The following is a 14,389-nucleotide window of genomic DNA, read 5'->3' as shown; positions in this document are numbered from 1 at the left end:
GGGCGGCCCCTCGGGCCCGAGGGGCCGGATCCCCACACGGCGGGGGAGGGCGAGGGCGGCGGGGCGGTGGAGGGAGGCCGCGGCCACCGGGCCGGGCGGAGGCCGGACACGGGGCCGGCACAGGACGGACCGGATCGCGGCAGTGCGGCGCCGGGCGGCAGGGGGCGGCACGGCGGCTCCGGCGCTCCGCACCGGCTCCGCACGCGGGCCGGGTGCGTCGAGCGCGTCGATCAGTCCGGGCAGCGGTCTTGATCTGACGTGCTCATGTCGCCATTCTGTCATCTGGCGCCCGCCGGGAGGAAACCTTTCGGCGCCACCCTGACGGCGTTCCTTCCACTCAACTTCCCCCCATCTCCAGGGAGTTCGTATGCACGGCATGCGCCTGCCCGCTTCGCGGCGCGGCTTCTACGCGCGTCGATCCACCACCCTCGGCGCACTCATCGCCCTCTGCGCCGGTCTGCTGTTCCTGAGCGCCCCCACCGCCCAGGCCGCGCCCCCCACCCCGCCGAGCGCGTCCACCGCCCGCTCCTACCTCGCCTCCCTGACGGTGCGCGCCGAGGGCTCGTCGGACGGCTACAGCCGCGACAAGTTCCCGCACTGGGTCACCCAGAGCGGCACCTGCAACACCCGTGAGGTCGTCCTCAAGCGCGACGGCACCAACGTGGTGCAGGACAGCAGCTGCGCGGCCACCAGCGGCCGCTGGTACTCGCCCTACGACGGCGCCACCTGGTACGCCGCCTCCGACGTGGACATCGACCACGTCGTGCCGCTGGCCGAGGCCTGGCGCTCGGGCGCGAGCTCCTGGACCACCTCCAAGCGGCAGTCGTTCGCCAACGACCTGTCCATCGCCCAGCTCATCGCCGTGACCGACAACGTCAACCAGTCCAAGGGCGACAAGGACCCCGCGGAGTGGATGCCGCCGCGCTCCACCTACCACTGCACCTACGCCCGGATGTGGGTCTGGGTGAAGCACAGCTACGGCCTGTCCGTGGACTCCGCCGAGAAGAGCAGGCTCAGCAGTGTGCTGAGCGGCTGCTGACCGGACGCCCCCGGCGCGCGGAAACTCCCGCCCCTCCCCCGTCGTTCCCCTAGGGTCGAACCTGCCGGAACCGACGGAGGGAGGGCCGGCCGCATGACCGCACTGCGCCTGGGCCCGCTGCTGCGGTACGCCGACACCGACTCGGCGACCGTCTGGGTCGAGACCGACCGCCCCTGCCGGGCCGAGGTGCGCTGCGGCGGCGGAACGGGCGGCGGTACCGACGGCGGAACGGACGAGGGTCGGGCGGAGGTCCGCGCCGCCGCCCGCACCTGGCAGGTCGCCGGCCACCACTACGCCCTGGTGCCCGTCACCGGGCTGCGCCCCGGCACCGAGACGCCCTACCGCGTCCTGCTGGACGGCGAACAGGTCTGGCCGCCGCCCGGCTCCCCCTTCCCGCCCAGCACCATCCGCACCCTCCCCTCGGAGGGCGACGCCGGGAGCGGTGATGAAGCGGGGAACCCGGAGAACCCGGAGAACGCGGGGAACCCGGAGAACACGGAGAACGGCGGGAGCCCCGGGGAGGCCCGCCCGCTGCGCGTCGTCTTCGGCTCCTGCCGCTGGGCCGCACGCCCCTCCGCCTCCGCGCACGGCGCGATCGGCCCCGACGCCCTCGACGCCCTGGCCCGCGACGTCCTGGCCGGCGCCGCGGAGCGCCCCGACCTCCTGCTCCTGCTGGGCGACCAGGTGTACGCCGACGAGACCTCCGAGGTGATCCGCCGCAGGATCGCCGCCCGCCGCAGCCTGCGGGAAGCGCCCTGGGGCCAGGTGGCCGACTACGAGGAGTACACCTGGCTGTACGAGGAGTCCTGGCTCGATCCCCGGGTGCGGTGGCTGCTGTCCACCGTCCCCAGCTGCATGATCTTCGACGACCACGACCTGATCGACGACTGGAACACCAGCGAGGCCTGGCAGCGGGAGATCCGCGCCGCCCCCTGGTGGCGTGAGCGCGTCCTGGGCGGGCTCACCTCGTACTGGGTCCACCAGCACCTGGGCAACCTCTCCCCCGCCGAGCTGGCCGGCGACGAGCTGTACGCGGCCGTGCGGAGTGCGGACGGCGACGCGGCCGGCCTGCTGCGCGCCTTCGCCGAGCGGGCCGACTCCGACCCGGCCTCCGCCCGCTGGAGCTACCGCCGCGACCTGGGCCGCACCCGGCTGCTGATGGTGGACACCCGGGCGGCCCGCGTCCTGCCCGAGCCGGAGCGGGCCATGCTCGACGAGAGCGAGACGCGGTGGCTGCGCGAGCAGGTCGCGGACGGGCGCGGCACCTACGACCACCTCCTCGTCGGCTCCTCCCTGCCCTGGCTGCTGCCGCCGGCCGTGCACGACGCGGAGGCCTGGAGCGCCGCGCTGTGCCGCGGGGAGCGGGGGCCGCGCTGGGCGCGGCTGGGCGAGAGGGTGCGGCAGGCCGCCGATCTGGAGCACTGGGCGGCCTTCCCCGAGTCCTTCGGCGAACTGGCCGGGCTGCTGGCGGAGGCGGGCCGGGGCGAGGAGGCCCCGGCCACGGTGCTGGTGCTCTCCGGCGACGTGCACCACGCGTACACCGCCGAGCCCCGCTTCGCACCGCCGGTGCGGTCCCGGGTGGCGCAGCTGACCTGCTCGCCGATGCACAACGGCGTCCCGGCCGTGCTGCGCTGGGGGTTCCGCTTCGGCTGGAGCCGCAGCGGGCGGCTGCTGGGCCGGGTCCTGGCCCGGCACGGGCGGACGGGCCGGCCACCGGTGGAGTGGCGCCGGACGGGCGGGCCGTGGTTCGGCAACCAGCTGATGACGCTCACCCTGAGCGGGCGCCGCGCCCGGTTGCGGCTGGACCGGGCGCGGGCCCGCGGCCGGGAGGGCGGCGGGTCGGGCGGCGGGAACGGCGGAGCCGCCCTGGAGAAGGTCCTCGACCGGGAACTCGACCGCGGGTCCGGCGGGGGACCCGGCCGGACGCCGCTGCCGGACCCGCCCGGAGCCGCCGCTACCTGCCGCGCTCCGGATCGAGCGCCAGGGTGACGCAGGCCAGCCGCCTGCCCGCGTCACCGGCGCGCCCGGGCTCGTGCCGCGTGCGGTGCTCGTGGATCACCACGGACCGCGCCTCGCCGGCGCGGAAGCGCCACATGTGGCTGGACAGCGCCCGGCCCTCGCCGTGCTCGTCGGTCGTGAAGTCCAGCCAGACCTCGTTCTCGGGGTTGACGTGGCGGGGTCCGGCGGACGAGCCCCGCGGCACGGGGACGTTCCGGTAGTGCGGGCCGGAGTCCCCGGGCCGGGGACCGCACGGCTCGGTGTGGACGTGCGCCCCGTAGCCGCGGTCCTTCGGCAGCCCGCGCACCTCCAGTGCGACCGTCATGCCCCGGCGGCTGTCGTACCGGGCCACCGAGACCTGGGCTCCGACGGGGACGAGAGCCCGGTCGTACGTCACCGCGGCCGGCACGGTGGACTTCCCGGGCGGGGCGAACTCGGCGCCTGCCCACACCACCCGGTGCCTGCCCCCGATCCCGAAGCCGCCGATGCCGATGTCGGCGGCCGACTCGACGGCGCCGAGGATCTCGGCCGCCTCGGCGGGTTGGGCCGCTCCCGCACCGCCCGCCGGTCCGGCGGCGGTCAGCAGCGCGGCCGCCGCGGCCGCCGCGACCGCCGCGGCGGCCGTCCTGCCCGCCACTCCGCCCACGGCCCTGTTCGCGGTCCCGTTCGCGGTCCCGTTCGCCGTGCTGTTCGCCGGCTTCCTGCCCCTGAGCATGTCGGCCCCTCCTGCTCGGTTCGTCGTGTCGTTCCGTACGGCCGCCCATGCTCCGCCGACTCCGGCGCGACCGCGGGGAGATGACGTGCCGCGACACCCCAGCTGATCCTCACGGGTGACGCGGGCGTACGCTGATCGGCGGTGGGCAGCCCTGCGGCAGGGGCCGCGCCGGGGGGTGAACGTGCAGGAAACACTTGGGGAGTTGATCTACGCTCCCTGGATCTACGTGCTCATAGCGCTGTCGGTGCTGCTCGACGTCTTCCTCCCCTTCCTTCCCAGCGGCGTCATCGTGATCGCGGCCGCGGCCACCGCCGCGGGCGCCACCGCCGCGGGTGCGACGACCGCGGGCACGGCGGCCGACGCGGCCGCGATCGCCGCACCGGCTGCGGACGCCCCGCTTCCGAGGGTGTGCGCGCTGGTGCTGTGCGCGGCCGCGGCCTCGGTCCTGGGCGACCTGGCGGTGTACCGGCTGGCCCGGCGCGGCAGTGACCGCTTCACCCGGGCCGTCGCCCGCTCACGGCAGTTGTCCGGCGCCCGGGAGCGGCTCGGCCACGCAGTGGCTCGCGGCGGAGGGCCCCTGGTCGTCCTCGCCCGGTTCGCCCCGGGCGGGCGCTCGGTGATGAGCCTGGTCGCCGGCGTGGAGCAGCGGCGCACCAGGGAGTTCCTGCCGTGGTCGGCCCTGGCGGGTCTGGCCTGGGCCGGGTACGGCGTCGGCGCCGGCTATGTGGGCGGGCAGTGGCTCGGGGCGACGTGGCTGGGGACGGCGGTCTCCGTGCTGGCCCTCTTCGGCGCGGGCGCCCTGGCGACCTTCCTGGTGCGGCGCGGACCGGCTCCGGCGGCGCCCGCTTCCTGAGGCGCCCACCCGCGCCGGGGTGCCGCCGGGGCGGACCGCCGGCGGCCGCCCGGGGCGGACATGACGGCCCACCGCCCGCCCGGGGCGGACGCGGTCACGGCCGCCGGCCCTGGGCCCGTCAGGGCTTGCGGGCGACGGCCGCGTAGAGGGACACCTCGGCGTCGGAGACGTCCGCGAGCGGCTGGTCCGGTTCCGGCCGCCAGCGGTGCGGCACGGTCAGACCGGGCTCGACGAACTCCAGCCCGTCGAAGAACCGCAGGATCTCCTCGCGCGTCCGGGCCTTGGCCGAGGCCGCGGAGCCGGACATGGAGAGGCTGTTCAGGCGCTCCCAGGTCTCGGGGTCGAGGTCGGGGGTGCAGTGGGTGAGGGTGAGGTAGCTGCCCGACGGGATCGCGTCCACCAGCCGCGCGACGATCTCGTGCGGCCTGCTCTCGTCGCCGATGTAGTGGAGCAGCGCGTTGAGGGAGAGCCCGACCGGCCGGCTCAGGTCCAGGGTCTCGTGGAGCTCGGGGTGGTTCAGGATCGAGTCGGGATCGGTCGCGTCCGCGTGCAGGTACGCGGTGCGGCCCTCGGGGGTGCTGCGCAGCAGCGCCTGCGCGTAGCGCAGCACGATGGGGTCGTTGTCGGCGTAGACGACCCGGGCCTCGGGCGCGATGGCCTGGACGACCTGGTGGAGGTTGGGCTCGGTGGGTATGCCGGTGCCGACGTCGAGGAACTGCCGGATGCCCGCCTCGCGCACCAGCCACCGGGAAGCCCGGTGCATGAAGGCGCGGTTGACGCGGGCTCCGGTACGCACCCCCGGCCAGAAGGAGATGACCGCCTCGGCGCCCTGGATGTCGGCCTCGTAGTTGGTCTTCCCTCCGAGGAAGTAGTCGTACATACGCGCCGAGTGCGGTCTGCTGGTGTCGATGTCGTCGGCGGGGAAGCCCTGGGCGGTCATCTGTTCTCCCGTGGGGGGTGGTCGTGGTCGGTGGTGGTGCGGTTCAGGCGAGCAGGAAGTCGGCTTCCCCGAGCTTGGCGCCCCGGATGAAGGACTCGATCTCCTGGTAGGTGTAGATCAGTGCGGGGCCGTCGGGGTCGCTGGACTGCCGCAGGGCCACCCGTCCGTCGCCGAGCTTCATCGCTTCCACGCAGTTGCCGCCGTTGGTGCCGCTCCACGGCTTGTGCCAGCCCTCGGTCCCGAGCTCCTTGGCCGGCATCCCGTTGTAAATGTGACCCATCGGTCAGAACTCCTTGCGAATGTCACCGAGGAGCTCCTCGGTGTGTCGTACTGATACGGCCTGCGCGCCCATGCGGTCCAGGACCTCCAGGTAGGCGGCCGTGTCGGGGCGTTCGTCCAGATAGACGGCCCCTGTGAGGCTCTCGGTGTAGACGATGTCCGGCAGTTCCGGTATGTCGAAGCGGAACAGCTGGAAGGGCCCGAACATGCCCGGGTGCGGGCCCGCCTCGAACGTCAGGGCCTGGAGGGTGACGTTCGGCGATCCGGCCGCCTCCAGGAGCCGGTCGATCTGCGCCCGCATGACCTCCCGCCCGCCGACGGGCCTGTGCAGGACCGTTTCGTCCATCACCACCCACAGGCGCGGGGCGCCGGGTCCGGTGAGGAGCCGCTGCCGTCCCATGCGCAGCGCGACCCGGCGCTCCAGCTCGTCCTCGGGCGCGTTGGGGAAGCCGGTGCGCAGCAGGGCGCGGGCGTAGTCCTCGGTCTGGAGCAGGCCGGGGACGCAGTGGGGTTCGTAGCCGCGGATGACGGAGGCGGAGCCCTCCAGGCTGACGTACAGGCCGAACCAGTCGGGCAGTACGTCACGGAAGCGGTGCCACCATCCCGGTCTGCGCGACTCCTCCACCAGCGCCAGGAAGGATTCGATCTCCTGCCGTTCGACGCCGTACGTCTCCAGCAGCTTCTCCACGAACAGCGGTTTCAGGCCGACTTCGGCCTTCTCCATCCGTCGCACCGTCGCGGCGTTGACGCTGAGCGCGGCAGCGGCCTCCTCGAAGGAGCACCCGGCCCTTTCCCGCAGGTCGCGGAGTCGCAGACCGAGCACGATCCGCCCGACGGTCGCCACGTTCCCTCCCTCGAAACCCCTGGTCGGACAGAGAGTCTGACACACCGTCTATGACGCATGCAGCCTGCCTCGAATATTCTGCAATTTGCAAGACGCCTCTTGCCTTCTGCCTACCGCAGCGAGGATAGTGAGGGTCCCCCACAGGCAGACGGACGGAAAGGCGGACGGCCGTGGCGCTCTCCCCAGGCACGATGACCCTCCCGGGACCGGTCGGTGTGTGCCCTGACCTGCGCCAGGAGACATTCGAACTGCCGGCCCAGCCCTTCTCCGTCGCCGACGCCCGCGACCGCGTCTTCGAGCGCCTGCTCCAGTGGGGCTTCGCGCCGGAGGCCTGCCACACGGCACGGCTGGTGGTCTCCGAGCTGTTCACCAACGCCGTGCTGCACACGGACAGCGACCGCATCGGCTGTCTGCTGTACGTCGCCGACAACCAGATACGCGTCGAGGTGCGCGACCAGGGCAGCTACGCCAGCACCCCGGTCCTGTGCTTCCCCCGGGCCGACGAGGAGCGCGGCCGGGGACTACAGCTGATCGAATCGCTCACACAGGCCTGGGGAGTGGAGTCCGCAGGACTCGGACTGGGCCACATCGTGTGGGCCGTCATCCGGCCCTGAGCCGTCCGGAGCCGGATGACCGCAAGGGCCCGGGTCCCCTCCCGGCGAGGGGAGGAGACCCGGGCCCTGCAAAAGACCAGGCCCGAGCCGCGTGGGGGCGGCTCGGGCCTTCCCCTGCGCCCCGTCGCCCCGCGGGCGGCCGTGGAGCGGCGGGCCGCGGTCCTCAGACCGCCGTCCGCTCCACCGGGATCCACAGCTGCGCCCGCGCTCGCCTCCCGTCCTCCGACAGCCGGGTGCGCGCGATCTCCGGGCCCGGCCTGGCGCGGTACGGGTTGGACGGGAACCACTGGGTGAAGACGTCCCGCCACAGGTACTGGACCGCCCGCGGGAACTCCCCCTCGCTCTCGAAGACCGCCCACGTCCCCGCCGGGACCGCGAGGGCCTCCATGTCCTCCGGAGGCTCGGCGCCGGTCACCACCCCGTGCCAGTAGTCGAGCTCGCTGCCCTCCTCCCGGCCCTCGGCGACGCCGTGGCTCACGTTGACGATGCCGCGCGGCTCCCGGTCGGACAGCTCCTCCATCCGCCGGACGGTCTCAGCGCCGATGCCGCGCACGAACTCCGCCATCGCCGGGTTCACGCCCTCGTGCACCAGGGGGACACGCGCCCTCCTCCCGACCACGCTGAACCCTTCCCTCTCCACGATCCGGTACCGCATCTCACCGCTCCCTTCGACGACGAGGCGGAAGGACATCCGGGGCTGGGAGCGCAGGGCCGCGCCCGTCCGCCGGGCCTCACCGGGCCCGACACCGTGCACGGCGCGGAACGCGCGGGCGAACGCCTCGCCCGAGCCGTAGCCGTAGCGCACCGCGATGTCGAGCAGCGTCCGCTCCCCGGCGAGCACCTCGGCGCCGGCGACGGTGAGCCGCCTGCGGCGGACGTACTCCGACAGCCCCATGCCGGCCAGCGCGGAGAACAGCCGCCTCAGGTGGTACTCCGAGGTGAGCGCGATCCGCGCCAGTTCGGCCGCGTCGACCGGTCGGCCGAGGTTCCGCTCGACGTGCTCCATGGCCTGGTTGAGCCGCTCCAGCACTCCGGGCCCCCTTCCTCCGTAGCTGCCGTCCACGCTAGGGAGGCGGCGCGCGGCGGGACCCGACCTCCTGTGCCCGGGATCATCGGGCCGGCCCTCCCGGGAGGCAGTTCCGGGAGGCCGTTCCGGGAGGCCCTCCCGGGAGGCGGCGCGCGCCGCCCGTCAGCGCCGTTCCACCGCCTCGTGCGCCGCGTCCAGCGCGAGGTGCCACGGGTACTCCTCGGGGCGCCCCTGCCCCGGCGGGTTCGGCACGAAGCCACCGGGGCCGTACAGCACCCGTACGCCCTCCCCGCGCAGAACCTCCAGCGAGCGCTGGAACTGCGGGTGCCGGGCGTAGGTGGAGTTAAGGCACGGCATCACCACCAGCGGGATGCGCTTGCCCATCGCCTCCGCCGCGAAGCCCACGACGAACGTCGAAGTGATGCCCAGCGCACAGGCGTTGACCGTGTGCAGGGTCGCCGGCGCCACCACCACGACATCCGTCCTGGGCCACGTCTCGGGCCGGCCGTAGGACCGGTAGGCGCTGCGCACCGGGTGGCCGGTCAGCTCCTCCAGCTCCGGCAGCCGGTCCTCCAGCCACTCCCGTGCGCTCGGCGTCAGCCCCAGGCACACCTGCCACCCCCGCGCCTGCGCGTCCCGGATCGCGCGGTCGATGTAGACGACGGGCGGGGAGGCGCAACCGAACAGGTACATGACTCGGTTCCTCATGCTCCGCAGTTCACCACACCTGATCAGCGCGAACTCACTGGGCCGGGCGGCGGGTCGCGGGTACCGTTCAGATGCCGCGAGAAACGGAGGGACCCGGTATGCCCGCATCCGACGACGAGCACATCGGTAACCGGATCGCCGCCCAGCGCAAGCGCGCCGGACTCACACAGCAGGGGCTGGCCCAGCGCATCCCCTACTCCTACAGCCTTCTACGCCACGTCGAGAGCGGCCACAAGAGCGCCTCCCCGCAGTTCGTGGCCGCCGTGGCCAGGGCGCTGCGCACCGATGTCGCCACCCTGACGGGGCAGCCCGCGCACTCCCCCCGGCCCGACCGCGTCGACGGCCTGGTCCGGCCCATCCGCGAGGCCCTCGACCTGTACGACCTGCCGACCGACTCCCGCGGCCCCGTCCTCCCCGCGCCCGAACTGGCCGCGGCCGCCGACGCGCTGTGCCGCGACGTGCGCGGCGCCCGGCTGTACCAGGCGGCCGCCGGCCTGCCGGGCCTCCTGGCGGACCTGACCGTCTCCTGCCGGGAGCACCCGAGCACCGAGCTGTGGCGGGCCCTGGCCTCGGCGTACCGCAGCGCGCACGACGTGACGACGAAGCTCGGCAGCTACGACCTGGCCGTCGTGGCGCTGGACCGGATGGGCTGGGCCGCCGAACACGCCGGCGACCCGCTGCTCGGCGCGATCCGCCAGTACAAGCGGGCCCTGTCCTACCGCAGCCGGGACGCCGAACACCGCATCGGCCTGCGCATGGTGGCGGTCGGGCACGATCTGCTGCGCCAGACCGGGGAGAGCACCGAGAGCCTCGCGGTGGCCGGGCAGCTCCACCTGGGCGCGGCCGTGATCGCGGCCCGCGCGGGCGACGCGGCGGCCGTGGAGTCCCACCTCGCGCGGGCCGGCGAGATCGCCCGGCGCACGGGCGAGGTGGGAGCGGTGCACTGGCTGTCCTTCGGACCGGCGAACGTCGGGGCGCACGAGGTCTTCGCCCGGCTGGAGCTGTGCCAGTACGACGCGGCGCTGAGCGCGGCGCGCGCCGTGCGCCCGCCTCGCGGCTGGGCGGCCTCCCGGCGGGCCGCCCTGCTGGTGGACCGGGCCCGCGCGGAGATGGAGACCGGCCGGATCGAGGCGGCGCTGGCCTCGCTGGCGCAGGCGCGCACGCTGGCGCCCCAGCAGACCCGCTTCCACCCCCGGGTGCGGGAGACGGTGCGCGGCCTGCTGAACCTGCGGCGCAGGTCGCCGGACGCCCTGACGCGGATGGCCGCGTGGGTCGGCGTCTGACGGCCGGGTCCTCCGTGCGCGGACCCGCGCACGGAGGACCCGCGCACGGCGCCCGGGGGCGCGACGGCGGGATGTGAGAAGCGGTCACACGCGCCGGGGCGCGCGCCCCCGCGCGCACAGATGGGCGTCACCTGTCACCGAAGAGTGACAGTTGAGGGCCGGTCGCACAGCCACTCTGTGTCCGTAAGCGACCATGACGAAGTCCGGGGGAATTCGTGCAGACGACACCCGACGCCACCCCACCCGCGGCCCCACCCGTGACCTGCGAACCACCCGGCCGGGCCGACCCGTTCGGCCGGGCCGGCCCAAAGGAGACCGGCCCGGAGGGGACCGGCCTGGAGGGGACCGGTCCGCGGGCCCCGTTGGCCGATCAGCCGGAGGCGGCCGCCCTGGTGGACGCCGCCGCCGTCCAGCGCACCATAGGCCGCGCCCTGGCCCACGGCAGCGCGCCCCTGCGCCGCGGGGAACTGGTGGAGCTGGAGGCCCTGCTGCGCGACCACATCCGGCTGCTGCTGCCGATCGCGCGGGCCCGCGCCGCCGTCCTGCGCCCCAGCACAGCCCAGTGGCTGCGCTACCGGGCCCGGCTGGACTGGATCACCAACCAGGCCGGACGGGAGCTGGACGGCGGACTGCACTCCGCACGGCAGCAGGTGAGGTCACTCGCGCACGACTGCCGATGGCTGCTGCGTCAGACCCCCGAGTGGAACAGGAAGGCGACACCGTGACCATCTCCCCGCACCCCGCACCGGCCGGCACCGCCGTCCAGCCCCCGCCGACCGGCTGGCTGGACCCCACCGGCCGCGTACCCGCCGTCCTGGCCGCCTGGGAGCACGGCGCGCTGGGCGAGGTGCCCGCCGGGATCGCCTGGGACGTGGTCCGCGTCCCGCTGCCCCTCGCCGGGGAGACGGTCCGCAGGATGCGGGCGGCGCGGGCTCCGCTCGGCCCCGTGCTCTCCACCCCGCTCGGCGCGGACTTCGTCGTCGCCCTGGGCTCGGCGGACGGCTGGGAGGTCGCCGGCATGTCCGTCCTGGGCCGCGGCACCCTGGTGCTGCTGCCGCACCCGGACGTCGTCGAACCGGACCGGGTCGGCAACCGGGGCTGGATCGTCCGCCCCTCGGACCGGGCGCCCGCCTGGGGACCCGACCTCCGTGACGCCTACGTCGGGGCCCGCGCCGCCGCCGAGGCCGCCGAGGCCGCCGAGGCCGCGGCCGTCGCGGAGACGTCCGGGTGAGCGGGGCCTGACACCGTACGCCCGGCCTATCCGGCGTGCTCCCGGCCTATCCGGCACCGCGGACGCATGGGAGCCGGTCACCCGGATAGGCGTAACGGGGTGAGCGATTACCAGGAGAGAGGCGTTCCCGCCGAGGCCGACGCGGTCCGGCCCGCGCCGCCGCGTGTCCCCGCGGCGCCGCGGGCCCGGACGCTGACGCCCCAGCAGCCGCTGGAACCGCGGCGGGACGGCGAGGGGAGCCTCGCCCACGTGGTGGAGACCCTCCTCGACAAGGGGCTGGTGCTCAACGCGGACATCATGGTGTCGGTGGCCGGTGTCGAACTCCTCGGCATCCGGCTGCGGGCGGCGCTGGCCTCCTTCGAGACCGCCGCGCGCTACGGACTGGAGTTCCCCTCCGGCACCGACGTCGAGACGGCCGCCTGGCGCGAGGCCCGCGAGGAGAGGGACACCTGCCCCGAGTGCGGGAAGCGTTCGCCGGTGAGCCAGTTGCTGGAGGACATGTGCCCGTGGTGCGGCTGGCGCAGCGCCCGGGCCCGGCTGGCCGAGGGCCGCGCCGCCCCGCGTGCCCTCCCGGACGGCGGCGGACCGGACGGCCGGACGGAGGACGGCGGGGGCGGTGGCCGGACGGAGGACGGCGGGGGCGGTGGCCGTGACGGCTGAACGCCCGCCGATGAAACCCACCAGGGACCCGCGCGTGACGCTGGACGACCTCGTCGAGGTCCTGCTGAACAAGGGCGCCGTCCTCCACCTGGACCTGATCGTCTCGGTGGCCGGCATCCCGCTGATCGGCGTCAGCCTGCGCGCCGCGATGGCGGGCATGGAGACCATGCTGGAGTACGGCATGATGCGCCGGTGGGACGAGGACACCCGCGCCTGGGCAGAGCGCTCCACCGGACACCGCGAGCTCGAACTGCGCGCCGGGGAGCGGCACGTCGTCCACATGCGCGGCGGCCACCTGCTGGAGGACGGCTTCCAGACCACCTGGCGCCCCGGCACCGTCCACCTCACCGACCGGCGGCTGGTCGTGCTGCGCCGCGAACCGCGCGAGGTGCTGTGGGAGACGGAGCTGGCGGAAGTGCGCGCGGTGCGGCCGGAGAGCGAGCGGACCATCGGCGGCGAGCAGCGCACCAGGCTGCGCGTCCACCTGGCGGACGGCCGCCGGGCGCTGCTGTCCTGCACCGAGCCGGAGAGGCTGCGCGCCCTGCTGGCCAGTACGTGCCCCGGTCCGCTGGAGACCTCCCCCGCCGGCCCGGCGCAGGAGGACGGCGACGGCGGCCGGGCGGTCCTCGAAGGCCACCTGTGGTACCACGAGCCGCGCCGTGAAGGCCCGTTGTGGCGCGGCGGACAGGGAAGGCTCACCCCCGACGGGCTGATGTGGAAGTCGCCCCTGGACTCCCGTCCCGCCCTGGTCCTGCCCGCCGACGACATCACCGCCGTCCGCACCGAGCCGGGCAGCTCACCGGCCGGCGGAGGAACGGTGATCACCGTGGAGACGGCCTCGCAGGGGCCGGTGACGCTCACGGCCGACGACCCCGGGCGCTGGGCCGGGGCACTCGACTCACTGCGCGGCGCGGCGCCACTGCCCTCGGCCTGACGCACACGGACGACGGCCCCGCGGGACGGCGGGCGGGAAGCGGGCGGGAAGCGGGCCGGAAGAGAAGGACGGAGAGGACCATGGCCATCACAGTCGACGAGAAGAGCCTCAAACAGGGGGTGCTGTCCCTGGTCGTCACCCTGGTCGAGGTGATCCAGGAGGCCCTGGAACGGCAGGCGCTGCGCCGGATGAACGGCGGCGACCTGACCGAGGAGGAGCTCGAGCGCCTGGGCGACGCCCTGCTGGAACTGGACGAGGCGATCGAGGAGATCAAGTCCGACCACGGCATCACCGATTCCGTCGCCGACCTGCACCGGGGCCTGGACGAGGTGGTGGACGACGTGGTGGACAAGCTGGTCAACCCCGCCCGCTGGGCCGAGGAGGCACGGCGGTGACGGAGCCGGCCCTGTACGTGTACGCGGTGGCGCCCGACCGGCCCGGCGCCGCCGACGGCGTCACCGGGGTCGACGGGCACCCCCTGCGCCTGCTGGCCGCCCCGGGCACGGGACTGGCCGCGCTGGTCCACGACACGGAGCCGGTCCCCTACCAGGGTCCGGACGAGGACGTACGGCGGCGGGTGGCCGAGCAGGACCGGGCGGTGGTGGCCGTGTGGGAGCGCACCGGCGCGCTCCTGCCGATGACCTTCAACGTCCTGGTCGCCCCCGACCCCTCACCGCGGGACCCCCGCACCGCCGAGGAGCGCCTGCGCGACTGGCTCGCCTCCCGCGCGGCCGGGCTCAGTTCCCGGCTCCGGGCACTGGACGGCCGGGCGGAGCTGAGGGTGGAGATCACCGTCGACCGCGCGGAGTCCGCCCGGGACGACGAGCGCGCCCGCGCCCTGGAGGCGGAGATGGAGAGCCGCTCCCCCGGACTGCGCCGTCTGCTGGCCAAGCAGCTCGAGCAGTTGCGCCGGGAGTCCTCCGAGCGCCTGGCCGACGCCCTCCACGCCGATGTGCGCCGCAGACTGCTGGCCGTGGCCGAGGACATGCGCGAACGGTCGCGCGGCGTGCGCGACCCGGGCGAGGCGGACGTCCTCTCGGCGGCCCTGCTGGTGCGCACGGAGGACATCGAGGCGGTCGGCACCGTACTGGCGGCCGTCCGGGACGAGCAGCCCGCCGCCCGCATCCGCTTCCTCGGCCCCTGGCCCCCCTACACCTTCGCCGACCTCCCCGACGGCCCCCGCGAACCCGCCGCCCCGGAGCGGGCCTAGACGCGCTCGCCTCACCCCGGCGCGTCCGGACCGGCGGCGGGTTCGCGGGCCCCT

17 protein-coding genes are annotated in these 14,389 nt (G+C 74.8%); 11 read left to right on the top strand and 6 right to left on the bottom strand.

Annotated elements, in window-relative coordinates:
- Positions 1-376 precede the first annotated feature (376 nt).
- Complete coding sequence (locus ACLIYP_RS14165) at positions 377-1,039, top strand: HNH endonuclease family protein (protein ID WP_412713481.1); 663 nt, start codon at positions 377-379, stop codon at positions 1,037-1,039.
- A 93-nt stretch (positions 1,040-1,132) separates the two neighbouring features.
- Positions 1,133-3,028, top strand: a complete 1,896-nt coding sequence (locus ACLIYP_RS14160; RefSeq protein ID WP_412713479.1) for an alkaline phosphatase D family protein — start codon at positions 1,133-1,135, stop codon at positions 3,026-3,028.
- Here ACLIYP_RS14160 and ACLIYP_RS14155 read toward each other — a convergent pair.
- A complete protein-coding gene (locus tag ACLIYP_RS14155) occupies positions 2,994-3,752 on the bottom strand; it encodes a superoxide dismutase family protein (RefSeq protein ID WP_412713478.1) in 759 nt (252 codons plus the stop codon). The genes ACLIYP_RS14160 and ACLIYP_RS14155 overlap by 35 nt on opposite strands.
- A gap of 202 nt (positions 3,753-3,954) precedes the next feature.
- Here ACLIYP_RS14155 and ACLIYP_RS14150 point away from each other — a divergent pair, with 202 nt between their 5' ends.
- Positions 3,955-4,605, top strand: a complete 651-nt coding sequence (locus tag ACLIYP_RS14150; protein WP_412713477.1) for a DedA family protein — start codon at positions 3,955-3,957, stop codon at positions 4,603-4,605.
- A gap of 118 nt (positions 4,606-4,723) precedes the next feature.
- Here the strand turns inward: ACLIYP_RS14150 and ACLIYP_RS14145 are convergent, their stop codons facing one another.
- From ACLIYP_RS14145 to ACLIYP_RS14135, 3 genes are read right to left on the bottom strand one after another with little or no spacing between them, the layout of a single operon-like run.
- The gene (locus tag ACLIYP_RS14145) at positions 4,724-5,545 is read right to left on the bottom strand and encodes an SAM-dependent methyltransferase (protein ID WP_412713476.1); all 822 of its coding nucleotides are present in this window, start codon (positions 5,543-5,545) and stop codon (positions 4,724-4,726) included.
- 43 nt (positions 5,546-5,588) lie between these two features.
- Positions 5,589-5,825: a DUF397 domain-containing protein gene (locus ACLIYP_RS14140; protein ID WP_093654814.1), complete on the bottom strand. Its 237-nt coding sequence runs from the start codon at positions 5,823-5,825 to the stop codon at positions 5,589-5,591.
- Between the two features lie 3 nt (positions 5,826-5,828).
- Entirely contained in the window at positions 5,829-6,668 is an 840-nt protein-coding gene (locus ACLIYP_RS14135; RefSeq protein ID WP_412713475.1) for a helix-turn-helix domain-containing protein, read from the bottom strand.
- A gap of 170 nt (positions 6,669-6,838) precedes the next feature.
- Here ACLIYP_RS14135 and ACLIYP_RS14130 point away from each other — a divergent pair, with 170 nt between their 5' ends.
- The gene (locus ACLIYP_RS14130) at positions 6,839-7,282 is read left to right on the top strand and encodes an ATP-binding protein (RefSeq protein WP_143071727.1); all 444 of its coding nucleotides are present in this window, start codon (positions 6,839-6,841) and stop codon (positions 7,280-7,282) included.
- Positions 7,283-7,445: 163 nt separating this feature from the next.
- Here ACLIYP_RS14130 and ACLIYP_RS14125 read toward each other — a convergent pair whose 3' ends face one another.
- Positions 7,446-8,312 (bottom strand): AraC family transcriptional regulator, encoded by an 867-nt coding sequence (locus ACLIYP_RS14125; RefSeq protein ID WP_412713480.1) that lies wholly within the window; start codon positions 8,310-8,312, stop codon positions 7,446-7,448.
- 159 nt (positions 8,313-8,471) lie between these two features.
- Positions 8,472-9,002 (bottom strand): flavoprotein, encoded by a 531-nt coding sequence (locus ACLIYP_RS14120; protein WP_412713474.1) that lies wholly within the window; start codon positions 9,000-9,002, stop codon positions 8,472-8,474.
- A gap of 113 nt (positions 9,003-9,115) precedes the next feature.
- On the opposite strand from ACLIYP_RS14120, the gene ACLIYP_RS14115 reads away from it, so the two are divergent.
- From ACLIYP_RS14115 to ACLIYP_RS14085, 7 genes are all read left to right on the top strand, one after another.
- The gene (locus ACLIYP_RS14115; RefSeq protein WP_412713473.1) at positions 9,116-10,300 is read left to right on the top strand and encodes a helix-turn-helix domain-containing protein; all 1,185 of its coding nucleotides are present in this window, start codon (positions 9,116-9,118) and stop codon (positions 10,298-10,300) included.
- 362 nt (positions 10,301-10,662) lie between these two features.
- Positions 10,663-11,025, top strand: a complete 363-nt coding sequence (locus ACLIYP_RS14110) for a DUF6415 family natural product biosynthesis protein (RefSeq protein WP_412713472.1) — start codon at positions 10,663-10,665, stop codon at positions 11,023-11,025.
- Positions 11,022-11,531 (top strand): hypothetical protein, encoded by a 510-nt coding sequence (locus ACLIYP_RS14105; RefSeq protein ID WP_412713471.1) that lies wholly within the window; start codon positions 11,022-11,024, stop codon positions 11,529-11,531. Before ACLIYP_RS14110 ends, ACLIYP_RS14105 begins: the two co-directional genes overlap by 4 nt.
- 99 nt (positions 11,532-11,630) lie before the next feature.
- Positions 11,631-12,191, top strand: a complete 561-nt coding sequence (locus ACLIYP_RS14100; RefSeq protein WP_412713470.1) for a gas vesicle protein — start codon at positions 11,631-11,633, stop codon at positions 12,189-12,191.
- A gap of 10 nt (positions 12,192-12,201) precedes the next feature.
- Entirely contained in the window at positions 12,202-13,125 is a 924-nt protein-coding gene (locus tag ACLIYP_RS14095; protein ID WP_412713469.1) for a gas vesicle protein, read from the top strand.
- Between the two features lie 80 nt (positions 13,126-13,205).
- On the top strand, positions 13,206-13,520 hold the full coding sequence (locus ACLIYP_RS14090; RefSeq protein ID WP_093654800.1) for a gas vesicle protein K: 315 nt from the start codon (positions 13,206-13,208) through the stop codon (positions 13,518-13,520).
- A complete protein-coding gene (locus ACLIYP_RS14085) occupies positions 13,517-14,335 on the top strand; it encodes a GvpL/GvpF family gas vesicle protein (protein WP_412713468.1) in 819 nt (272 codons plus the stop codon). The genes ACLIYP_RS14090 and ACLIYP_RS14085 overlap by 4 nt, the downstream gene beginning before the upstream one ends.
- Positions 14,336-14,389: the final 54 nt, after the last annotated feature.

The organism is Streptomyces nanhaiensis (genome assembly GCF_046614825.1).
In the GTDB taxonomy this organism is placed as follows: domain Bacteria; phylum Actinomycetota; class Actinomycetes; order Streptomycetales; family Streptomycetaceae; genus Streptomyces; species Streptomyces radiopugnans.
This window is presented reverse-complemented; position numbering and strand designations above follow the sequence as displayed.